16 protein-coding genes are annotated in these 18,051 nt (G+C 67.9%); 8 read left to right on the top strand and 8 right to left on the bottom strand.

The annotated features are described in order from the left end of the window. Nucleotides 1-92 precede the first annotated feature (92 nt). On the top strand, nt 93-1,364 hold the full coding sequence (fahA, locus tag QM470_RS20355) for a fumarylacetoacetase (RefSeq protein WP_283340531.1): 1,272 nt from the start codon (nt 93-95) through the stop codon (nt 1,362-1,364). Between the two features lie 159 nt (nt 1,365-1,523). Here fahA and QM470_RS20350 read toward each other — a convergent pair whose 3' ends face one another. Further along, the gene (locus QM470_RS20350) at nt 1,524-2,849 is read right to left on the bottom strand and encodes a dicarboxylate/amino acid:cation symporter (protein ID WP_283340530.1); all 1,326 of its coding nucleotides are present in this window, start codon (nt 2,847-2,849) and stop codon (nt 1,524-1,526) included. Between the two features lie 315 nt (nt 2,850-3,164). Here QM470_RS20350 and QM470_RS20345 point away from each other — a divergent pair, with 315 nt between their 5' ends. Next, complete coding sequence (locus tag QM470_RS20345) at nt 3,165-5,780, top strand: hybrid sensor histidine kinase/response regulator (protein WP_283340574.1); 2,616 nt, start codon at nt 3,165-3,167, stop codon at nt 5,778-5,780. 158 nt (nt 5,781-5,938) lie between these two features. After that, nucleotides 5,939-6,742 carry a PhzF family phenazine biosynthesis protein gene (locus QM470_RS20340; RefSeq protein ID WP_283340529.1) on the top strand — a complete coding sequence of 268 codons (804 nt, stop codon included), beginning with the start codon at nt 5,939-5,941 and terminating at the stop codon, nt 6,740-6,742. Between the two features lie 114 nt (nt 6,743-6,856). On the opposite strand, the gene QM470_RS20335 is transcribed toward QM470_RS20340, so the two are convergent. The 3 genes from QM470_RS20335 to QM470_RS20325 all read right to left on the bottom strand — a co-directional run bounded on the left by QM470_RS20335 (nt 6,857) and on the right by QM470_RS20325 (nt 9,657). Beyond that, entirely contained in the window at nt 6,857-8,101 is a 1,245-nt protein-coding gene (locus tag QM470_RS20335; RefSeq protein WP_283340528.1) for a GGDEF domain-containing protein, read from the bottom strand. A 354-nt stretch (nt 8,102-8,455) separates the two neighbouring features. Beyond that, the gene (locus QM470_RS20330) at nt 8,456-8,842 is read right to left on the bottom strand and encodes a hypothetical protein (RefSeq protein WP_283340527.1); all 387 of its coding nucleotides are present in this window, start codon (nt 8,840-8,842) and stop codon (nt 8,456-8,458) included. A gap of 176 nt (nt 8,843-9,018) precedes the next feature. Next, a complete protein-coding gene (locus QM470_RS20325) occupies nt 9,019-9,657 on the bottom strand; it encodes a response regulator (RefSeq protein ID WP_279998009.1) in 639 nt (212 codons plus the stop codon). 650 nt (nt 9,658-10,307) lie between these two features. Between QM470_RS20325 and QM470_RS20320 the strand changes: the two genes are divergently transcribed. Further along, nucleotides 10,308-11,267, top strand: a complete 960-nt coding sequence (locus QM470_RS20320; protein ID WP_283340526.1) for a carbon-nitrogen hydrolase family protein — start codon at nt 10,308-10,310, stop codon at nt 11,265-11,267. A 132-nt stretch (nt 11,268-11,399) separates the two neighbouring features. After that, the gene (locus QM470_RS20315) at nt 11,400-11,720 is read left to right on the top strand and encodes a heavy metal-binding domain-containing protein (RefSeq protein WP_283340525.1); all 321 of its coding nucleotides are present in this window, start codon (nt 11,400-11,402) and stop codon (nt 11,718-11,720) included. Between the two features lie 97 nt (nt 11,721-11,817). Here QM470_RS20315 and QM470_RS20310 read toward each other — a convergent pair whose 3' ends face one another. After that, nucleotides 11,818-12,363, bottom strand: a complete 546-nt coding sequence (locus QM470_RS20310; protein WP_283340524.1) for a nucleoside deaminase — start codon at nt 12,361-12,363, stop codon at nt 11,818-11,820. Then, nucleotides 12,360-13,391 carry an ABC transporter substrate-binding protein gene (locus QM470_RS20305; RefSeq protein WP_283340523.1) on the bottom strand — a complete coding sequence of 344 codons (1,032 nt, stop codon included), beginning with the start codon at nt 13,389-13,391 and terminating at the stop codon, nt 12,360-12,362. Before QM470_RS20305 ends, QM470_RS20310 begins: the two co-directional genes overlap by 4 nt. Before the next feature lie 557 nt (nt 13,392-13,948). Between QM470_RS20305 and QM470_RS20300 the strand changes: the two genes are divergently transcribed. Both QM470_RS20300 and QM470_RS20295 read left to right on the top strand, forming a co-directional pair. Next, on the top strand, nt 13,949-14,953 hold the full coding sequence (locus QM470_RS20300; protein ID WP_283340522.1) for an isopenicillin N synthase family dioxygenase: 1,005 nt from the start codon (nt 13,949-13,951) through the stop codon (nt 14,951-14,953). Between the two features lie 241 nt (nt 14,954-15,194). Next, complete coding sequence (locus QM470_RS20295) at nt 15,195-15,449, top strand: hypothetical protein (RefSeq protein ID WP_283340521.1); 255 nt, start codon at nt 15,195-15,197, stop codon at nt 15,447-15,449. Between the two features lie 75 nt (nt 15,450-15,524). Here QM470_RS20295 and QM470_RS20290 read toward each other — a convergent pair whose 3' ends face one another. After that, entirely contained in the window at nt 15,525-16,670 is a 1,146-nt protein-coding gene (locus tag QM470_RS20290) for a 3-deoxy-7-phosphoheptulonate synthase (protein ID WP_283340520.1), read from the bottom strand. Nucleotides 16,671-16,811: 141 nt separating this feature from the next. On the opposite strand from QM470_RS20290, the gene QM470_RS20285 reads away from it, so the two are divergent. Next, on the top strand, nt 16,812-17,576 hold the full coding sequence (locus QM470_RS20285) for a hypothetical protein (protein ID WP_283340519.1): 765 nt from the start codon (nt 16,812-16,814) through the stop codon (nt 17,574-17,576). Here the strand turns inward: QM470_RS20285 and QM470_RS20280 are convergent. After that, the gene (locus QM470_RS20280; protein WP_283340518.1) at nt 17,539-17,856 is read right to left on the bottom strand and encodes a DMT family transporter; all 318 of its coding nucleotides are present in this window, start codon (nt 17,854-17,856) and stop codon (nt 17,539-17,541) included. The genes QM470_RS20285 and QM470_RS20280 overlap by 38 nt on opposite strands. Nucleotides 17,857-18,051: the final 195 nt, after the last annotated feature.

Genomic DNA, 18,051 nt, shown 5'->3' with positions numbered 1-18,051 from the left:
CCGCCGCAGCACTCTGTCTTCCCTGCACCGCGCGGGACTGCGCGGTGCCCTCCGCGCCAGTCCACCCCGCCCCCTCTTTTTTTGCATCCCCCATGCACACTATCGACTTTGCTTTGCGCGCCTTTGTGCCTGGCGCCCAGGATTCGGAATTTCCGCTCCAGAACCTGCCCTACGGCATCTTCAACACCGCCCGGGCACCCCGGCCCCGCGTGGGCGTGGCCATTGGCGACCAGATCCTGGACCTGGCCGCTGCCGCCCAGGCCGGTCTGCTGGTCAGCGTGTCGGCAGACGCCCTGCTGCAGCCCACCTTGAACGCGCTGGCCGCCCTGGGCCGCGCGCGCTGGACCGCCCTGCGGGCCGAGCTGGCCGCGCTGCTGCAGGAAGGCTCACCGCTGGCCACCTACCCGCAGGCCACGCAGCTGCTGGTGCCCCAGGCCGAAGCCCGGATGCACCTGCCGTTTGCCATCGGCGGCTTCACCGACTTCTATGCCTCGGAAAACCACGCCTACAACTGCGGCTGCCTGTTCCGCGACCCGGCCAACGCCCTGCCGCCGAACTGGAAGCACATCCCCATCGGCTACAACGGCCGCGCCAGCAGCGTCATGCTGGGCGGCGCGCCGGTGGTGCGCCCCAACGGCCAGTTGCCCGGCAAGGAAGGGCCCAGCTGGGGGCCCACGCAGTCGCTGGACTTCGAGCTGGAGATCGGCGTCTTCATCGGCCGTGACACGGCGCTGGGCCAGCCTCTGCCCATTGCCCAGGCACAGGACGCCATCTTTGGCGTGGTGCTGCTCAACGACTGGAGCGCGCGCGAGGTGCAGCGCTGGGAATATGCCCCGCTGGGCCCGTTCCAGGCCAAGGCCTTCCACACCTCGATCTCGCCCTGGGTGGTCCCGCTGGACGCACTGCAGCCCTTCCGTGTGGCACTGCCGCCGCAGCAGCCCACCGTGCTGCCCTATCTGCAGCAAGCCCAGCGCCATTCCTACGATGTGCAACTGTCCGTGAGCCTGCAGCCCGGCACTGCCGACCGTGCCACGCCCATCAGCTGCAGCAATCTGCAGCACCTGTACTGGAGCTTCGAGCAGCTGATCGCCCACCACACCGGCAGCGGCTGCAATCTGCGCGTGGGCGACCTGCTGGGCACCGGCACCATCAGCGGCACCGACCACGATGCCCTGGGCTGCATGCTGGAGATGACGCGCAACGGCCAGGAGCCGCTGCACCTGCTCACCGGCGAAGCACGCCGGTTCCTGGAAGACGGCGACACGCTGCGCTTCAGCGCCCAGGCCTGCCAGGGCGGCATCCGCATCGGCTTCGGGGAACTGTGCAGCACCGTGGCACCGGCGGTGGCCTACCCACAGGGGTGAGACCCGGGTAACCCGGGTCGCAGCCACAGCGCCCGATGTTTGCCACCAGAAACACTACCCCATAAAAAAACCGCCCCGGCTTCCCAGCCCGGGCGGTTTTTTTAGATGGCACTGCAGCGCAGTGGCCGAGCACAGCAGCCCGCAGGCTACCGACCGTGCTCAGGCATGGGCGCGGTGTTCGGGTTCCTCGAGTTCCACCGGATTGCCCGACAGGGCGGCATCCAGCTTGTCGTGGTCCAGGGCGTTTTCCCACTTGGACACCACCACGGTGGCCACGGCATTGCCGATGAAATTGGTCAGCGAACGGCATTCCGACATGAAGCGGTCCACGCCCAGGATCAGGGCCATGCCGGCCACGGGCACTTCGGGCACCACGGCCAGGGTGGCGGCCAGGGTGATGAAGCCGGCGCCGGTCACACCGGCCGCGCCCTTGGACGACAGCATCGCAACCAGCAGCAGCGCGATCTGGTGGCCCAGCGTCAGGTGGGTGTCGGTGGCCTGGGCAATGAACAGCGCCGCCAGCGTCATGTAGATGTTGGTGCCGTCCAGGTTGAAGGAGTAACCGGTGGGCACCACCAGACCGACCACGGACTTGCTGCAGCCAGCCTTTTCCATCTTGTGCATCAGCGAAGGCAGGGCCGACTCGGACGACGAGGTACCCAGCACCAGCAGCAGCTCGTCCTTCAGGTACTTGATCAGCTTGACCACGGAGAAGCCGCAGAAGCGGGCCACGGCACCCAGGATCACCAGCACGAACAGGGCGGAGGTGATGTAGAACGTCAGCACCAGCTCGGCCAGGTTGACCAGCGAGCCCAGACCGAACTTGCCGATGGTGAAGGCCATGGCGCCGAAGGCACCGATGGGGGCAGCCTTCATCACGATGTTCACCAGCTTGAAGATGGGCTTGGTCAGCGATTCCAGGAAGCTCAGCACCGGCTTGCCGCCTTCGCCGGCCAGGGCCAGGGACACGCCGAACAGCACGGCCACCAGCAGCACCTGCAGGATGTTGTCACCGACAAAGGGGCTGACCAGGGTCTTGGGGATGATGTCCATCACAAAGCCGGTCACCGTCATGTCGTGGGTCTTGGCCACATAGCCCTTGACGGCGGTCTGGTCCAGATCGGCCACGTTGATGTGCATGCCGCCACCGGGCTGCATGACATTGGCCACGATCAGGCCCACCACCAGCGCCAGCGTGGAGAAGGTCAGGAAATAGGCCATGGCCTTGCCGAACACGCGGCCCACGGCGCTCAGGTGCGTCATGCTGGCGATGCCGGTGACGATGGTCAAGAAGATCACCGGCGCGATGATCATCTTGATCAGCTTGATGAAGGCATCGCCAAACGGCTTCATGGCCTCGCCGTAGGCAGGCTCGAAATAGCCCAGCAGCACGCCGATGATGATGGCGAACACCACCTGGAAGTACAGTTGGCGGTAGAACGGCTTGCGCAGCGTCTGGATGGTTTCGGTGGGAATGGCGTGCATGACGCAGGCTCCTGAAAACGCAAAAAATGCACCACCTCGGTGCACCACTGCCCGCATTGGACTGCGGTCCGTTTTCCGTGCCGATAACCTATTGGTATTAGACGCAGAGGCTTCCCTAGGCAAAATGCAGACAACCAAGGGTAAACACCTAATATGCCATGTCACCCCCAGGCCACGCCGGGCCGGGGTCCGGCCTGCCGATCCGCCCTTTTCGCGCCCACCGGCGCCACTGCACCGCACCACACCGTGAGCTCTTTCAACCTGTTCTCACCCCGCCGCCACCCGGCCTGGACCCTGCTGATCCTGCTGGGCGGCATGTGCCTGTGCATGACCCTGGCCTACCAGCTGGCCTGGCAGCATGCGCTGCGCGGTGAAAGTGAAAACGTGCAGCGCCAGCTGGGCCTGTACGCCCAGGCGCTGGCCCAGCGCATCGACCGCTACCGCACCCTGCCCGAAGTGCTGTCGCTGGACCCCGAGCTGCGCAGCGCCCTGCACCAGGCGCTGGACCAGCCGCTCAGCCCGTCCCAGGTGGACCACCTGAACCGCAAGCTGGAGCTGGCCAACGGCGCCAGCCAGGCGTCCACGCTGACCCTGATCGATCTGCACGGCAAGGCCCTGGCCGCCAGCAACTGGCGCGATGCGCGCAGCAATGTGGGCGAGGACTACAGTTTCCGGCCCTATGTGCAGCAGGCCCTGGCCCAGGGCAGCGGGCGGTTTTACGGCATCGGCATGACCACCGGCCTGGCCGGCTACTTTCTGTCGCGCGCGATCGAAGACGAGCACGGCCGCATCACCGGCCTGGTGGCCATCAAGATCCTGCTGCACGAGCTGGAAAGCGAATGGCTGCAGGTGCCCGACACGGTGCTGGCATCGGACGCGCACGGCGTGGTCTTTCTGGCCAGCGGCGATGACTGGCGCTACCGCCTGCTGCAGCCGCTGACCGCGGCCGACGAGGCCGAGCTGGCCGCCACCCGCCAGTACGCCAACCAGCCGCTGCGCCCGCTGCGCTACAAGGTGGAGGAGCAACTGGGCCACGGCGGTGCCCTGGCACAGTTGCAGGAGCCGGCACTGCCCGGCCGCACCCTGTGGCACACCCAGCTTCTGCCCAGCAGCCGCTGGCAACTGCACCTGCTGCACAACACCGACGCCAGCCGCACCACCAGCCGCTGGGCCGCCGCCGCCGCCGGCGGCGCCTGGCTGGCACTGTGCCTGCTGTGGCTGTTTGTGCGCCAGCGCCAGCGCATCACCCGCCTGCGCCTGCGCAGCCGGCAGGAGCTGGAAACCGTGCTGCACCAGCATGCCCAGGAACTGCGCACCGCCCAGGACGGCATTCTGCAGGCCGCCCAGCAGGCCGCCCGCACCACCGACACCGGCCTCTCCCCCAGCCTGGAGCACCTGCCCCAGGGCGTGGTCATCATCGACGCCGACCTGAACCTGGTGGCCTGGAACTCCCGCTACGTGGAGCTGTTCCGCTATCCGGCCGAGCTGATGCGCGTGGGCCATCCCATCGAAGACCTGCTGCGCCACAACGCCCGGCGCGGCCTGCTGGGCAGCGGCCCGGTGGAAGGCGCCATCCAGCGCCGATTGCAGCATCTGCGCAGCGGCAAGCCCCATCTGCACGAAAGCGCCAAGGGCGATGGCACGGTGCTGGAGATCCGCGGCAATCCGCTGCCCGGCGGCGGCTTTGTCACCAGCTACGCCGACATCACCAGCTACAAGAACGCGGCGCGCGAACTGCGCTCCCTGGCGGACGCACTGGAAAAGCGCATTGCCGAGCGCACCCGCGATCTGGATGCCGCCAAGCAGGAGGCCGAGCGCGCCAACCGCTACAAGACCCGTTTTGTGAATGCCGCCGTGCACGATCTGCTGCAGCCGCTGAATGCCGCGCGCATGTACACCAGCCTGCTGCCCGGCCATCTGCACGACACGGCCGGCCGCCAGGTGGCGCACAGCATCGACCAGGCCCTGGCCTCGCAGGACGCCATCCTCACCAGCCTGCTGGACATTGCCCGCATGGAGTCCGGCCAGCTGGAAGTCCATGTGCGTGACTTCGCGCTGAACGCCCTGCTGGAAGTGGTGCAGAACAACTTCGGCATGCAGGCCGAAAGCGAAGGCCTGACCCTGCGCTGCCTGCCCACGCACTATGTGGTGCACAGCGACGAGGCGCTGCTGCGCCGCATCCTGCAGAACTTTGTCTCCAACGCCATCCGCTACACGCGCAAGGGCCGCATCGTCGTCGGCTGCCGCCGCGTCGGCCAGCAGCTGCGCATCGAGGTGCACGACCAGGGGCCCGGCATCCCCGAGAGCCTGCAGCAGGAGGTGTTCGAGGAATTCCGCCGCCTGGACGAAGGCCACGCCGACGACCGCGGCACCGGTCTGGGCCTGGCCATCGTCGAACGCCTGGGCCGCCTGCTGGGCCACGAGATCGGCCTGCGCTCCCAGCTGGGCAAGGGCAGCGTGTTCTGGGTCACCGTGCCGCTGGGCAACGCCGCCGCGCTGGCGCCGCAGCCCGTGCCCAGCCATGTGCAGCAACCGGACACCGGCCCGCTGCACGGTGCCTGCGCCTGGTATGTGGAAGACGACCCGTCCACCCGCGCCGCCACCTGCGCCCTGCTGCAACGCTGGGGCTGCCAGGTGCCTTTTGCCGGAGGTGCCCCCGAAGCGCTGGCCGAGGCTGCCCCCGGCAATGCCCCCCAGCTGGTGCTGCTGGATGTGCACCTGGGCACGTTCTACGGCCCGGATGTCTACACCCAGCTGTGCGAACGCTGGGGCAGCGCGCCTCCCGTCATCCTGCTCACCGCCGAGCGCGACGCCACCTTGCGCCGGCAGGCCGCCGAGCGCGGCTGGGGCTTTCTGGCCAAGCCGGTCCGGCCGCCGGCGCTGCGGGCCTTGATGAGCCAGACCCTGGTCCGGGGGCGAGAAGGCGGGTAAGGCAGGTAAGGCCGCGGAGCGGAACGCACCGCGCCATGGGTGGCAAAAAGCTGCAGCGAAGGCGCCTCCTAGAATGCCGGACTGGATATCCGTCGTGCACGCGCCTGTGGCCTCCCCGCTGCGGCGCATAGAAAAACCCCTTATCCGGTTCCGTGTCCATGCAACTTCCCATCCACATCGTCGACGCCTTCACCACCGAGCGTTTCAAGGGCAACCAGGCGGCCGTCGTGCCGCTGGAGGCCTGGCTGCCTGCAGCGACGCTGCAGGCTATCGCCACCGAGAACAATCTGTCGGAAACCGCCTTCCTGGTCTGGAGCGCCGAACGCGCCGCCTTCGAGATCCGCTGGTTCTCCCCGCTCAAGGAAATCGACTTCTGCGGCCATGCCACGCTGGCCAGTGCATTCGTGCTGTTCGCAGCCGATGCCGCCCTGCGCAGCATCACGTTCTGGGCGGCGGCCGTCGGCAATGTCACCGCCACACAGGAGGCCGGAGGACGCATCCAGATGACCTTTCCCCGCCGGGATGCCCGGCCGGTGGAGGCCCCGCCGGCCGCGCTGGTCGACGGCCTCACTCCGCGCCCTCTGAGCTACCTGGTCAACCAGCAGGCCTATGTGGCGGTGTATGCCTCGGAAGCCGATGTGCGCCAGGTGCAGCCGGATCTGGACAAGCTCACCACGCTGGGCCCACTGGATGTGGTGGTCACCGCCCCGGCTCCGGCCGGCGCGCCCTATGACTTTGTCAGCCGCTATTTCTGGCCGGCCAATGGCGGGGTTGAAGATCCGGTCACCGGCTCCATCCACGCGGCACTGGCCCCTTACTGGGCCGGACAACTGGGCCAAAACAGCCTGGTGGGCCACCAGGTCTCGCAGCGCACGGGCACGCTGTTCTGCGAGGTGGGCGACACCACGGTGCAGGTGTCGGGCCACTGCGCCCGCTATCTGAGCGGCACGATCACGGTCTGACGCTGGCCCATCGGCCGCATGCGGCCGAGGGCGAACCCTGCAGCCGGTCGGTTACCAGCCCCGGCACACAGCGGTTCGCGCACCCGCACGTGGTACTGCAGCGCTCCAACGCACTCAATCCACTTTCGCTGAAGCGGGGTCCCTCTGCGCCGCAGCCTCTTGCAGCACGTCGGCCGGCGGCAAACCCGCCGGAGCCAGTGCCGGCGCATCCTCCAGCACGATGCGGTTGCGCCCGGCGGCTTTGCCGGCATACATCGCCGCGTCGGCGCGGGAGATGACGGCTTCCGTCGGTTCGCCGCTTCGGTAGGCGCTCAGGCCCACGGTGCAGTGCACCTGCAGGTCGGCATGTACCAGTTGGGCCCAGGGCAGCTCGGCAATGTGCTGGCGTACGCGCTCCAGCAGCACCTGGGCCTGGCTGGGCGTGGTGTCCGGCAGCACCAGCAGGAATTCTTCGCCGCCGTAACGGCCCACGCAGTCGATGGCCCGCACCTGGGCGGCCAGTAGCTGGCCAAAGGTGCGCAGCACGGTGTCGCCACCGTCGTGGCCGTAGCGGTCGTTGATCTGCTTGAAATGGTCGATGTCCAGCAAGGCCACGCACAACGGCGTGCCCTGGCGTTGCGCGGCGTGCTGGGCCTGCTGCAGCCGCTCCATCACGCCACGGCGGTTGGCCACGCCGGTGAGTTCGTCGCTGCGGGCCAGGCTTTCGATCCGGGCCAGTGCCCCGGCCAGCTGGTCATGGGCACCACGCAGCCGGTACTGCATGCCGCGGAAGTAGGTGACCAGCAGGCTGCAGCGGAACACGCCCCCCACCATCACCGCCACGGCCAGCAACTGGCCGGCGGGGGTGTCGGTGGTCATGCGCATCTGCGGGCCCAGGGCGCAGACGATGGCGGCCACGGCCACCAGGGTGCAGCCCCAGGTCATCCAGAAGCTGGTGCGCCGCCGCGCCAGAAAACCGTCGGCACTGAAGGCCAGCAGCATGACCATGGCCTGGAGAGCTACCTGCGGCGCGGCCATCCACAGCCCCAGGGTGCCGCAGATGGCTATCAGTTGGTGCGCCAGAAACATGCCGGGATCGCGCCGTGTCTGGCTCCAGCCGCTGGCGTAGGCCCAGGTGATGAAGCCCATGCCGGCTCCAATCCACAGCGCATACCAGCCCAGCGCCTGCCAGGGGGCATAGCCCGCCCAGGCATGGCCAACGAACAGCAGCAGCGCATAGAGATGGCTGAGCACGACGGAGCCATGCAGCTGCCAGGTGCGCCGCCGCCACCGCGCGGCGTGGTCGGTGTCGCCCGCCGCTTCCGGCCCCCACAGCAGGCGGCTGTCCGTCGTGTTCGCAGGAGAGTCGGGCGGGGTCATAGTCAAAGCACGGACAAGGCAATGGCAGGGATTGTTATTTTCTATTGTTACATTCTGCGCTGACACCCCTGCTGGCCGTGGGGCTGCAGCCGATGTGGCAGGTGTGCACCAGTCCAGGCGACGGCGGCCGGGTGCATGGGAAAGCGGAACCGGCTTGCCGCAGCGCGCGCTGCGAGCGCTGCGGGATCGTCGGCACCTTGCACGATCACGCACAGGTGCAGCCCGGGCTCGACCAAGCCGCCGGCGCTGACGGCCTGGGGAACCGCCTTCGCACGCGGGACATGGCACAGGCAGGCATGGTCCATTGCCTGCGGCGGTGAGAGGCGCGCGGAAGGCGCCGCGGGCGGCCTGCGCTTATTCCAGACCGCTGATCTTCCAGGCACCGTCGGCCTGCTGGCAGAACCAGACATTCCAGCTCTCGGTCTGCTGGCGCTGGCTGACCTGGGCCGACAGCAGACGGCACTGGCCGGCCGACTGCGTGGCGACGGTGGCACCCGGCGTCAATTGCACCTTCACGGGCTGCTTGCTGCTGCGAGCGCTGCTGTTCCATTCCTGGGCCACGCCGGCCTGGCCTTCATTCAAGGCCTTGCCGATGAAAGCACGGAAATCCGGCACGTCCCGGGCAGGGATGTGCAGCAGCACCGACTGGTTCAGCGGACCCAGCGACAGCGCCTGTGCGCCCAGAGGCATGAACAAAGCGACCGCAGCGCAGGCCGCACCCAGGGAGATGGCTTTTTTCATTTGCAACATCACCACACGATAACGCCGAATGGCCGCCATGGCGCGTTTTGCCCGCACAGGGGCGTCCCGACTGTCGCGGATCCCGCACGGCGCAGCGCCAGCCCCAGCCATGTGTGGACGCGGCGGCGACCGGACCGGTGGTAGCCAGTACCAGCAGGCCTGCAGCCGCAGCGGCCTCACATCTCCTGGTCGTTTTCCAGGCTCTTCACCAGCACCGCCGCCTGGGTGCGTGAATAGCATTCCAGTTTTTTCAGAATGGCCGTCACATGCACCTTGACGGTGTTCTCGGCCAGGCCCAGTTCATGGGCGATCTGCTTGTTCAGCAAGCCGTCGGCCAGGCACAGCAGCACACGGAACTGCTGGGGCGTGAGCTGCGCCAGGCGGGCGGCCAGTGCAGCATCGGCTTCGGAGCGTTCGGCCACCATGGGGGGAAACCAGTTGTCGCCGGCCAGCACCGCGTCCAGTGCCGCCCCCATGGTGTCGGCCGGTGTGGATTTGGGGATAAAGCCCGCCGCCCCGAATTGCTGGGCACGGCGGATGACGCGGGGGTGGTCATTGGAGGAGATGATGACCACCGGGATCTCCGGGTACTCGCCGCGCACATGCAGCAGCACGGAAAAGCCGCGCGCACCGGGCATGGCGAGGTCCAACAGCACCAGCTCCACCTCGGGGTGGGCCTGCAGCGCCGCGCCCAGGGTGGCGGCACTGGCGGCTTCCACAATGGCGTACTGCGGCAGGCGTTCGCGCAGCACATGCATCACGGCGGCGCGGAACAGCGGGTGGTCGTCGGCGACCAGAAGCGTGGGGGCGGACATGGACGGCAAGTCTGCCATGCCCAGCGGCAGCGACGACGACGCAGCGCAAAAAACACCCCGTGCAGCGCGCGCCGCACGGCCCGCCACCACCCAGCCCCACCCCACACCGGCATTCAGGGCGGTGGGCCCGGGGGCAGGCCGCATGGCTGTGCCCTCCTTCAGCCTTTCACCGAACGGCAACAGGCGCCACAGGCAACAAAAATGCCCTGCAGCCAGTGCTGGAGGGCATATTGCTGGGGTGCCGCCAGGGCACCCTATCCGCCGGGAAGTGACCGCGCGGCGGGCGCGGAGCCGCAGGGGCTTACTGGCTGGCGACTTCCAGGTGGGCTTCGCGGGCTTCGTGGATGAAGTTGATCAGAGAGTTGATAGCTTGGCGCATGACAGACCTTCTTTCGTAATGCTACGGAGAGATGCACTTCCACTGAGGGTGGGAATGGCTGCATCTCGACGGCCATTCCTAGGGTCAAACCCGATAAGTGTTAACCCGTAGACCTAAGTATAAACCACAATCCAAATTTGTGCACAGCCACATCACGCAACGGCCACCATGCCGCCGCTCCCCGGGGAGAACCCGCACAACGCCGCCCAGGTGACTGTGTTGCAGCGCCGCGACTGTCCACACTGGCAGGCATCTGTTCAGGAGGACCGCAATGACCCGCAATGTGACCGTCGCCGTGGCACAGACCGCCACCGTGTTGTTCGATACCGCCGCCACCGTGGCCCAGGCCCAGCGCCTGATGCACGAGGCCGCCCGCCAGGGTGCCCGGGTGCTGGTGTTTCCCGAGGCCTATATCGGCGGCTACCCCAAGGGGGCGGACTTCCACATCTTCATTGGCGCGCGCACGCCCGAGGGCCGGGCCGACTACCAGAAGTACTACGAAGCCGCCGTCACGCTGGACGGCCCCGAGCTGGCAGCCCTGGCCCAGACCGCGGGCGAACTGGACCTGACCGTGTGTGTGGGCGTCATCGAGCGCGACGGCGGCACGCTGTACTGCACCGCCGCCTACCTGGGCCGCGGTGCGGACGGCCACGGCACGGTGCTGGGCCACCACCGCAAGCTGATGCCCACGGCGCTGGAACGCCTGGTCTGGGGCTATGGCGACGGCTCCACGCTGCAGGCCATCGACACGCCCCACGGCAAGCTGGGTGCGGTGATCTGCTGGGAAAACTACATGCCCGCGCTGCGCATGGCCATGTACCAGCAGCGTGTGGCCCTGTACTGCGCGCCCACCGCGGACGACCGCGACACCTGGGTCAGCAGCATGCAGCACGTCGCCATGGAAGGGCGCTGCTTTGTGCTGTCGGCCTGCCAGCACCTGCGCCGCAGCCAGTTCCCCATGGACGCCATGCACAACCGCCTGCCGGCCGCCGACGACACGGTGCTGATGCGCGGCGGCAGTGTGATCATCAGCCCGGCCGGGCGCATCCTGGCCGGACCGGTGTATGGCGAGGACGCCCTGCTGACCGCCGAGATCGATCTGGACGAGATTCCGCGCATGCAGATGGACTTCGACCCGGTGGGCCACTACGCGCGGCCCGATGTCTTCCAGCTGCGCGTGCACACCGCCGCACAGCGCGCGGTGGACCTGCAGCCTGGCCAGGGGCAATAAAGCCGCAGTGGCGTGCACCGAAACGGCGCACGGCCACACCCGGTGGCACGGCTGGCAGGCCCTGGCTGCTAAGCTGCCGGCATCCGGGATCTGTCGTCCCGGTCTTGTCCACCTTTGCCAGGAGCTGCCGCCATGATCGTGACCACCACCCCCACCATCGAAGGCCAATCCATCACCCGCTACTGCGGCGTGGTGGCCGGCGAAGCCATCCTGGGCGCCAATATGTTCAAGGACATGTTTGCCGGCATCCGCGATCTGGTGGGCGGGCGCAGCGCCACCTATGAGCGCGAGCTGCAGAAGGCACGCGAGATTGCGCTGCGCGAACTGCAGGAGCGCGCAGCCGCCCTGGGCGCGAACGCCGTGGTCGGCGTGGACCTGGACTACGAGGTGCTGGGCCAGGGCAACGGCATGCTGATGGTCAGCGCCAGCGGCACGGCCGTGGTGGTGCAGTGAAGCGGGGACGCACAGCGGTGCGCCCGGCCGGCTGAAAAGGATTTTTCAACCGCCGCGGCACGCACCCTCACGCCGCCGTCCACCCCGCGCGCTCCGCTTACGCCTTCCACGCCCCCACATGCGGGGCCGTGGCTTCGTCGATCAGGGACGGGCCGGTGCACTCCATGGCAAACGGCGCCGCACGGAACACATCGCGGCAGGAAAGCTCCACATCGCGCTGGTCCAGGCGCTCGCCGCGGAACACGCGCAGGCGGCGGTCGTCGATGCCATAGACCACGCGGCGGATATTGGCCCAGAAGATGGCGCCGGCGCACATCACACAGGGCTCGCCGGACGCATAGATGGTGGCCGTTTCCAGCGTGGCGCGGTCGTGGCGCTGGCAGGCGTCGCGAATGGCCTGCACCTCGGCATGGGCCGTGCAGTCCCCGGTTTCGCCATTGCTGTTCCAGCCCTGGCCCAGCACCGTGCCGTCGGCAGCGATGATGACCGAACCGAAAGGCCGGTTGCCCCGCTCGCGCGCGGTCCGCGACAGCGCGATGGCCTGGCGCAGATAGCGGCCATCCCGTTCGTCCACGGCCTGTTCGGCGGCCAGCACCGCCTGCCCGGCTGGCGGGCCTGCAAAAATGTTTTCAACGGCGTTCATGCAGCGCTCCCTTGCTTCACCGCGGTCGGCAGGAAGGCGGTGTTCCACAGCTTCTCGGGCGCCGGCAGCTGGCCCAGCGCAAAGGTCTCGCCCACCTCGGCGATCTGCTGCTTCAGTACCGCAGGCACGATGCGGCCCAGACCGGCAGCCTGCGTCTCGGCCGTGGCCAGGTAGCCGCGGGTAATGGCCCAGCGCGCGGCTTCCAGATCGGCGCGCAGCAGCGGGTCGCGCTGGCGTACGGCATCCAGCCCGGCCTGGGGGTTGGCCAGCATTTCCACCAGGGCACGCTGGGTGGCACGCAAAAAGCCTTTCAGCGCTTCGGGACGTTCCTGCATCAGCTTGGTGGAAGCCAGCACCGCATTGCCATACAGGTGCACGCCGGCATCGGCATAGGACAGCACGCTCAGCTGGGCCGGCGGCATGCGCTGGAACAGCGAGACCGCGGAATCGTGGAAATAGGTGGCTGCATCCACATCGCCGCGCACCACCACGTTGTCGCGGGCGGAGAAATCGGTGGTCACCCACTGGAACAGGTCGGCACCCAGCTTCTGCTGCTTGGCCACCATGGGCCAGCTGCGGCGGGTGGACTCCACCGCCGCCGCCGCCACCTTCTTGCCCTGCAGGCTGGCAAAGCTGGTGCCCACGCCCCGGTCCTTGCGGCCGATGATGACAAACGGCGCGCGGTTGTAGTACTGGTAGACCGCCTGCACCGGTAATGCGGTCTCGGCCTTGGCATGGGCCTCGATCAGTGCACTGATGTCGCCCAGGCCCAGGTCGTAGGCACCGGAAGCCACACGGGTGATGGAGGCCACCGAGCCGGAGCCGGAATCGATCTGCACCTCCAGGCCTTCGGCCGCGTAATAGCCTTTGGCGGCAGCCAGCACAAAGGGCGCGGTCTGGCTGCTGAACTTGAAGTCCAACGTGAGTTTGAGCGGTTGCAAGGTCTTGGTTTGGGCGTGCACGGCCAGCGGCAGAGCGGAAGCAGCGGTCAGCGCACAGGCGCTGGAGAGGAAGTGGCGGCGTTGCATGGCAAATCTCCTGGGATCGTGGGTGCCACGCCGCCGCCGGAAAGCAGAAAGCAACCGGGCCCGCGCCCATGCCACAACCCGCTCCCTTGCAACGGTGGTGGCAAGGCAGGTTGAGCAATTTCCGGGCGTTGGCGGCTGGATGCAGCCGCCTTGCGCTGAACGCTTCTACTCGTTCGGCGCTGCAAGCATTTGCCGTGCCAGATGTTTGATACAGCGCAAAAACTTCCGCAACTTTGCGCCGGACCGGCGCCACGGCGCGTGGCCGCCATGCCACCGGTGCAAGGCACGCCCCGGCATCCGGTCCGGCATGCTGGCACAGCTTGTGCATGCAGGTGCAGCGCACGAGTAGAAGCGTTCAGCACCGCCCCCTGCACCACAGGGAGCGGGCAGGAAATTGCTCAGGCCGCACAGCGGCGGGAAGCCCCCGCACCGTGCGCCGCGCCTGAGGGCTGGACGCCACCTGCAAGACCGCTGCACCAGCAGCGTGCACGGCCACCCAGCCTGGGGCATTCACCACACCGGAGCACTCCCCTGCTCCCTGTTTTGGAAAGCCAGCCATGCTGAACCCTGTCACCAACACCCCCGCCCCCTCCGACTTCGCGCTGGAAGAACTGCGCAAGGAATCCACCATGGGCACCGAAGGCACGACCGTGGCGCGCGAAGTGCGCGTGATCGATCTGAGCGACTTCGAGGCCCGCCGCGCCGAGATCACCGAGCAGCTGTGGAGCGCTGCAGTGGAAATCGGCTTCTTCCAGGTCAGCCACCACGGCATTGCCCAGGCCGACATCGACGCAGCGTTCGCCCGCTCTGCCGCCTTCTTTGCCCAGGCCGAGACCACCAAGGCCCAGTGGCCGCTGGCGCGCAACGCCGGCTGGGAAAGCCGTGCGCAGATCCGCCCGTCCACCGGCAAGGCCGACCTGAAGGAAAGCTACCAGGTCACGCGCCCGCGCATGGCCGGCCTGTGGCCGACCGAGGCCGAGCTGCCCGGATTTCAGGCCGACACCCTGGGCTTCGAGGCCCAATGCTGGGCCGTGGGCATGCGCGTGCTGTCCTGCTTTGCCGACAAGCTGGGCATGGAGCGTGACTTCTTCACCCGCGCCCACAACCCGGCCAGCCCGCACTACCAGAGCACGCTGCGCATGCTGCGCTACTTTGCGCCCCAACCCGGCCAGGAACCCGGTGCCTGGCGCGCCGGTGCGCACACCGACTTCGACTGCCTGACCCTGCTGTTCCAGCGCCCCGGCCAAGGGGGGCTGCAGGTGCTGCCAGGCAAGGAAATGGAAGGCCGTGCCTGGACCCCTGTGGAGCCCGTGGAAGGCGTGATCACCTGCAATATCGGCGACATGCTGATGCGCTGGAGCGATGACCAGCTGCCCTCCAACTTCCACCGCGTGAAGAACCCCGCCGCACATGAATACCAGGGCGACCGCTACAGCCTGGCCTTCTTCTGCCAGGCCGACGAGGACGTGCTCATCCACAGCAAGAGCGGCAAATACCCCGACATCACCGCCGCCGAGTACCTGAAGCAGCGCATCAGCGCCAATTTCTCCAACAAGTACTGAGAAAACCCGGCAGCGCAGGCCCACGCCTGCGCAGAAAAGCACGGGGCAGCCTGCGCACCGGCAGCGCCCGTATCCGCCCCCGGATGCGGGCTCGGCCCGCGCAGCGGGTGCCCGGTGGGCCTGCGCGCTGGCAGGCGCAGCACGGGCACATGCTTTTCCTACACCGCAGCCTCACGGGCTCCCACGCCACAGCAGAGGATAAACGGCGCATAACGGCAGCACGTCGCTACGGAGCCCTGCCATGCGCCACACCCTCCACGCCCACCGGGCGCATGACCGCCTGCACTTCCGGCTCCATGCGCGCTCCCACCCGCAGGCCTCGGTGCCTCCCTTGCACCTGCGCTACCGCAGCCAGTTGCTGGTGGCGGCCGCCGTCATCGCGACCCTGGCACTGTTCAGCGGCATCTGGCTGCAGCCCGCACCGCCCGACCCAGCCCAGAGCACCGCGAGCACGTCCGCCGTGGAAGCGGACCAGGATCTGGCGCCCGCGGAATGAACGGCATGCCAGTGCCACAGCCATGTCTGGGCCTTGCATCTGCCCCTTGGCGGCGCGGCCGCGCCGGCGACCGACTCAGGCCTGGTGTGCCCGGCGTGCGCGCACCGCAGCCGCCAGCTGCTGCAGCACGGGCACGGTCTGCTCCATGCTGATGCAGGCGTCCGTCAGCGACACGCCATAGGCCAGCTCGGCGCCGTCCACGATGTCCTGGCGGCCTTCGTGGAGATGGCTTTCGATCATCACGCCGGTGATGCGGGTATCGCCACCCGCCACCTGTTCCGCCACATTGGCGGCCACGTCGATCTGGCGGCGGTGCTGCTTGCTGCTGTTGGCATGCGACAGATCGACCATCACCTGCGGGCGCAGGCCGCTTTTTTCCAGCAGCTCGCACGCGGCCTGCACATGGGCCGCGTCGTAATTGGGGGCCTTGCCACCGCGCAGAATGATGTGGCAATCCTGGTTGCCACGTGTTTCAAAGATGGCACTCTGGCCCATCTTGGTGATGCCCATGAAGGCATGGCTGGACGCTGCGGCCAGCATGGCGTCGCTGGCCACCTTGACGCCGCCATCCGTACCGTTCTTGAAGCCGACGGGGCAGGACAGGCCGCTGGCCAGCTGGCGGTGGCTTTGGCTTTCGGTCGTGCGGGCACCGATGGCGCCCCAGCTGACCAGATCGCTGATGAACTGGGGCGACAGCAGATCCAGAAACTCCGTGCCCGCCGGCAGGCCCAGCTCCAGCACGTCCAGCAGCAGGCGGCGCGCCATCTCCAGCCCTTCGTTCACGGCAAAGCTGCCATCGCGGTGCGGGTCGTTGATATAGCCCTTCCAGCCCACCGTGGTGCGCGGCTTTTCAAAGTACACGCGCATCACGATCAGCAGATCGTCCTGCAGTGCATCGGCCTGCACCTTGAGCTGGCGGGCATAGTCCATGGCCTGGTCGTGGTCGTGGATGGAGCACGGCCCCACCACCACCACCAGGCGGTCGTCCTGCCCGTGCAGCACGCGCGAGATGGCGGCACGGCTGGACTCCACCAGCGCATACGCCTGCTCGGTGATCGGCAGCCACTCTTCCAGCAGCGCCGGCGTCAGCAGCGGACGCACGATCTTGATGCGTGTGTCGTCCACACGGGTCTTGTCCAGCGTGGTCAGCTTGGGGGAGGCGGGCACGGCCTTGCGGACCGTTGCAGCAGTGGGAGGCAGGGGCGTCGTGGAGGAAGTCATCCCGCTATTGTCGCGCCATGCGCTTCTCCCTTGGCGATGACCTGGCGTGCAGACACGGGCAGGCTGGCGGCCCCACTCCCGCTAGACTGCGCTCCGACTCTGGCCGCACTGCCCCCCGCTTGCCCCGTTGAACACCACCCTATGGAACTGCAGTTCACCATCACCCCGGCCCACACCGCCATCCGCCTGGAGGCCGCGCTGCAACGCGAGATCGCGCAGTTGCAGGGGCAGCAACGCCGTGCCGTCGCCCACGTGGCGCACTGGCAGAGCCGCTGGCTCAGCCCCTTGCTGTACTGGCTGTGCCTGGGCGCAGGCCTGCTGGCCATCGCCCGGCCGGGCCCGGCCCTGCAGGCGGCGTCGTACCTCACCATGCTGCTGTTTGGTCTGGTTTTCACCTGGCTGTGGCGGCGCTATACCAAGCCGCTGCTGGGCGGCATCCATGCCCGCCAGAGCGGCAGCCAAACCGACCGCCAGCCGCCCCTGCAAGGCCTGCACCAGCGACTGACACGCAGCATGCTGCAGACCGCACTGCGGCGTGAGGAGGGCCGCTGGCGCCTGCTGCTGGATGCACAGGGCTTCACCCTGGTGCATGCCGGACGCCACCCTCCGCGGCAGGCCCGAACCGCATGGGCGGACATCGTGCGCCTGCAGGCCACCCCCGGCTTCTATTGCCTGGCCACGGCCGCGCTGGCGGCCCAGGGCAAGGCCTACCACCTGCCCCGCCACAGCGATGCCATGGACCCCGCCCTCTACCAGCGGCAACTGGCGTTGTGGCTGCAGCGCTGCCCCGTGGCACTGGAGACCAGCGCACTGCCCGATGCCATCGCGGCGCAGGAGCAGGAGCAGGAGCAGGGCAGCGCCCCGGCACTCACTCCGCAGACAGCTTCATCAGCACCAGACCGCTGACGATCAGCACGGCCGCCAGCATGCGCAGGGCGCTGAGCTGCTCCCCCAGTACGGTGATGCCCACCACAAAGGCGCCCACGGCACCGATGCCGGTCCAGATGGTGTACGCCGTGCCCAGCGGCAGCGTGCGCATGGCCACCGACAGCAGACCAAAGCTGGCGATCATTGCCACCAGGGTGATGGCGCTGTATTTGAAGTTGGTAAACCCGTGGGACTGCTTCATGGTGAAGGCCCACACCACTTCCAGAACGCCTGCGATCAACAGATACACCCATGCCATAAACCACTCCTGAAACGGTTGCATGGCCGGGTCGTCCCAGCAAGCGGCGGCTGCCCCGCAGGGGCCAGCGGTGCAGGGCCGTCCCTGCACACCGAAAACACGGTCATCCTAGCCGCAGCGGCGGCCGTGGGCACAGACCGCCCGCATGGCCCGGCCGCGCATGGGTGGTTGGCACGCCACAGTCGTCCGCAAAAA

The organism is Comamonas sp. 17RB, assembly GCF_030056555.1.
In the GTDB taxonomy this organism is placed as follows: Bacteria; Pseudomonadota; Gammaproteobacteria; order Burkholderiales; family Burkholderiaceae_C; genus Comamonas; species Comamonas terrigena.
This window is presented reverse-complemented; position numbering and strand designations above follow the sequence as displayed.

What these genes read in the sequence shown, in the direction of transcription:
- QM470_RS20310 (WP_283340524.1), bottom strand. Translation starts at nt 12,363, where the DNA reads ATGAACGCCGTTGAAAACATTTTTGCAGGCCCGCCAGCCGGGCAGGCG.
- QM470_RS20300 (WP_283340522.1), top strand. Translation starts at nt 13,949, where the DNA reads ATGCTGAACCCTGTCACCAACACCCCCGCCCCCTCCGACTTCGCGCTG.
- QM470_RS20330 (WP_283340527.1), bottom strand. Translation starts at nt 8,842, where the DNA reads ATGAAAAAAGCCATCTCCCTGGGTGCGGCCTGCGCTGCGGTCGCTTTG.
- QM470_RS20305 (WP_283340523.1), bottom strand. Translation starts at nt 13,391, where the DNA reads ATGCAACGCCGCCACTTCCTCTCCAGCGCCTGTGCGCTGACCGCTGCT.
- QM470_RS20345 (WP_283340574.1), top strand. Translation starts at nt 3,165, where the DNA reads ATGTGCCTGTGCATGACCCTGGCCTACCAGCTGGCCTGGCAGCATGCG.
- QM470_RS20335 (WP_283340528.1), bottom strand. Translation starts at nt 8,101, where the DNA reads ATGACCCCGCCCGACTCTCCTGCGAACACGACGGACAGCCGCCTGCTG.
- QM470_RS20315 (WP_283340525.1), top strand. Translation starts at nt 11,400, where the DNA reads ATGATCGTGACCACCACCCCCACCATCGAAGGCCAATCCATCACCCGC.
- QM470_RS20320 (WP_283340526.1), top strand. Translation starts at nt 10,308, where the DNA reads ATGACCCGCAATGTGACCGTCGCCGTGGCACAGACCGCCACCGTGTTG.
- QM470_RS20280 (WP_283340518.1), bottom strand. Translation starts at nt 17,856, where the DNA reads ATGGCATGGGTGTATCTGTTGATCGCAGGCGTTCTGGAAGTGGTGTGG.
- QM470_RS20350 (WP_283340530.1), bottom strand. Translation starts at nt 2,849, where the DNA reads ATGCACGCCATTCCCACCGAAACCATCCAGACGCTGCGCAAGCCGTTC.
- QM470_RS20290 (WP_283340520.1), bottom strand. Translation starts at nt 16,670, where the DNA reads ATGACTTCCTCCACGACGCCCCTGCCTCCCACTGCTGCAACGGTCCGC.
- QM470_RS20295 (WP_283340521.1), top strand. Translation starts at nt 15,195, where the DNA reads ATGCGCCACACCCTCCACGCCCACCGGGCGCATGACCGCCTGCACTTC.
- fahA (WP_283340531.1), top strand. Translation starts at nt 93, where the DNA reads ATGCACACTATCGACTTTGCTTTGCGCGCCTTTGTGCCTGGCGCCCAG.
- QM470_RS20340 (WP_283340529.1), top strand. Translation starts at nt 5,939, where the DNA reads ATGCAACTTCCCATCCACATCGTCGACGCCTTCACCACCGAGCGTTTC.
- QM470_RS20325 (WP_279998009.1), bottom strand. Translation starts at nt 9,657, where the DNA reads ATGTCCGCCCCCACGCTTCTGGTCGCCGACGACCACCCGCTGTTCCGC.
- QM470_RS20285 (WP_283340519.1), top strand. Translation starts at nt 16,812, where the DNA reads ATGGAACTGCAGTTCACCATCACCCCGGCCCACACCGCCATCCGCCTG.